Source organism: Streptomyces atriruber (genome assembly GCF_001418325.1).
Taxonomy (GTDB): domain Bacteria; phylum Actinomycetota; class Actinomycetes; order Streptomycetales; family Streptomycetaceae; genus Streptomyces; species Streptomyces atriruber.
The window spans coordinates 1-2426 of the sequence record NZ_LIPN01000649.1 but is presented as its reverse complement, the minus strand read 5'-3'; the positions used below and the strand labels follow the sequence as shown (position 1 = coordinate 2426).

Annotated in this window: 2 protein-coding genes; one reads left to right on the top strand and one right to left on the bottom strand. The window is 72.6% G+C overall.

All coding sequences use genetic code 11. The features are described 5' to 3' along the window. The first annotated feature begins 269 nt into the window (after positions 1 to 269). On the top strand, positions 270 to 1670 hold the full coding sequence (locus AOK03_RS39700) for a cytochrome P450 (protein ID WP_079075265.1): 1401 nt from the start codon (positions 270 to 272) through the stop codon (positions 1668 to 1670). 4 nt (positions 1671 to 1674) lie between these two features. On the opposite strand, the gene AOK03_RS39695 is transcribed toward AOK03_RS39700, so the two are convergent. Beyond that, positions 1675 to 2127, bottom strand: a complete 453-nt coding sequence (locus tag AOK03_RS39695; protein WP_055570184.1) for a PPOX class F420-dependent oxidoreductase — start codon at positions 2125 to 2127, stop codon at positions 1675 to 1677. Positions 2128 to 2426: the final 299 nt, after the last annotated feature.

Sequence of the window (2426 nt, the reverse complement as noted above, 5' to 3'; positions counted from 1 at the left end):
GGGTGTAGGGAGCCGGGATGTGCGGGTGGTTCGTGCCCGGCTGCGGGGGCGGCGCGCCGCCTCCCTGTGGCCGGCCGTTCGCCGGTCCCCAACCCTGGTATCCCCCGTGTGCCATTGGGTCTTCCCCGCCCTTCCTCGGCGCTTCGCGGCCCTGCTGAGCGCGCGCAGTTTACTGGCCGAAAACGGCCTGGCGGCGTACCCGTGCCGTTCGTTGGCCTGAGGGCAGCTGTGATCGCCGTCGTTACGGAGGTAGTGCCATGGGTGGTGTCATGCGGATTCCTGGGCCCGAGCCGAGTGATGACGGTGGGGTCGGGGCGATCTCGGCCGCGGGCGGGCTACATCTTCACCAGCTGCGGCTGCACGCCGAGTACGGGCCCGTGGTGCGGTTCCAGTTGCCGGGCGCGGGCGTCGCCGTGTCCGTGTCCGACCCGCTGCTGCTGGAGGACACCGCTCGGCTCGACGAGCGGCCCGCGCGGCTGTTCGCGTTCCTGGAACCCCTCTGCGAGGCCGGGAACCTCCAGGTCATCGGTTCCGAGGAGCACGGGCCGTGGCGGCGCGTGCTGTTGGAGGTACTCGCCGGACGGCCCTCGCACGAACGGCACTTCGGGGAGTTCGTCGCGCTGGTGGAGGCGCTCGCGGACCGTTGGGACCCGGGCCGGGGCAGTGGCGGGGGCAGTGGCAGTGGCGGGACCGGCTCCCCCGTCTTCCTGCAGAAGGATCTGACCGCGCTCTCGCTCCGGATGATCTGTGCCTATGCGCTGGGGGGCGCCGATGACGGGGCCGTCGAACCGGAGAAGGCCGTCGACGCGTTCGAGGTCGTGCTCACCGAGTACTTGGGGCGGACCGGCCGGGTGGCGGAGGGCGGGGAGGACGCGGGCATGAAGCGGGCCGAGCTCGCGCTGTCCTACCTGCGCGACACCGTCGACGGCGTCGTCGCCGCCCACGGGGAGAACGGAGGGAACGGGGAGAGTGACCGGAGCGACCGGAGCGATCTCATCGGGGCCCTCATCGCCGCCGGGACCTCGCCCGCCCGCATCCGCGACACCGTCATGGTGACGATGCTGGCCGCCCACCACACCACCGGCGTCGCCGTCTCCTGGACCCTGCACCTGCTGGCCCGCCACCCCGACGTCGCCGAGCGCGTCACCGAGGAACTCGACCACGTCCTCGGTGACCGCTCGGCGCCCGACTACGGCGACCTGCGCGAACTCACGTATCTGGACATGGTCCTCAAGGAGTCGATGCGGCTCTACCCGCCCGGCCCGTACGGAGCCAGGGAGACGACCGAGGCCATGGTCCTCGGCGCCGACGGCGAGTACGAGATCCCCGCCGGCACCACCGTCTTCTACCCGTTCTGGGCCGTGCACATGAACCCCGACCACTGGCCCGAGCCCGAGCGGTTCCTGCCCGAGCGGTTCACCCCGGAGGCGGTGGCGCGGCGGCCGCGGCTGGCCCACGTCCCCTTCGGGTTCGGGCCGCGCAGCTGCGAGGGCGCCGGGCTCGCCACGGTCGAGGCCCAGCTGATGCTGGCCGTGCTGCTCAAGCGGTTCCGGTTCCGGGCCGTCGAGGGGCACGAGGTGACGCCCGTCGAGCGGTTCGTGCTGTGGGCCGCCGAGGACATCCCCATGACCGTCACGCCGCGCGCGAGCGGCCGGGGCCCCACCGGCTGACGGCTCAGCCGAGCCGCTCGCCGTACACGTGGTCGACCGTCATCGTCATCAGCACCCGGCGGTCGGCCACCATCGTCGCGCGGTACTCGTCCCAGTCCGGGTGCTCCCCGGCCGCCAGGCGGTAGTAGCGCACCAGCGCCTCCACCTCGGGGCCCGCGGGGTCGGTGCCCGGGCCCGTGAGGGTCGCCGTGCCCTCGACGGTGGCCCACGTGCGGCCGTCGGGGCTGGTGACCTCCAGCGTGGCGCGCGGGTCCCTGCGCAGGTTCGCCGTCTTGGCGCGGCCCTCGGTCATCGATACGTGGACGACGTCCGCCGCCCTGTCGTAGAAGGGCATGACGGGCGAGAGCTGGGGGCGGCCGTCCGCCTTGATCGTGGCGAGGATGCCTAGGCGGGAGGCCGCGAGCAGCGTGCGCGGGTCGTAGGCGGAGGTGGCGTCGGGGGCGGAGGTTTCGGACACGGGGGCCTCCCAAAGGGCGGAGCGGGCTGACAAGCATGAGCAATCCCCCGACGGCCCGAGTAATTCCCGCGCGAGTAATTCGCGTACGAGCAATTCGCTTACGAGCACGCCACTTTGAGCCACCCCGCGCCTCGGGCATCCCGTACGGCTCTCCCTGCCCACCCCCACCTATGCTGCCCACCGAGCCGAACACAGCACCGCCAGGGGGCCCGGGGGACCGTGACCACGACCGACACCGACACCGACACCGACACCGACACCACAGCCGGACCGGCACGCCCGCCCACCCCCCTCCGTAC

Coding starts and splice junctions, on each gene's coding strand:
- AOK03_RS39700 (WP_079075265.1), top strand. CDS start 270: ATGCGGATTCCTGGGCCCGAGCCGAGTGATGACGGTGGGGTCGGGGCG.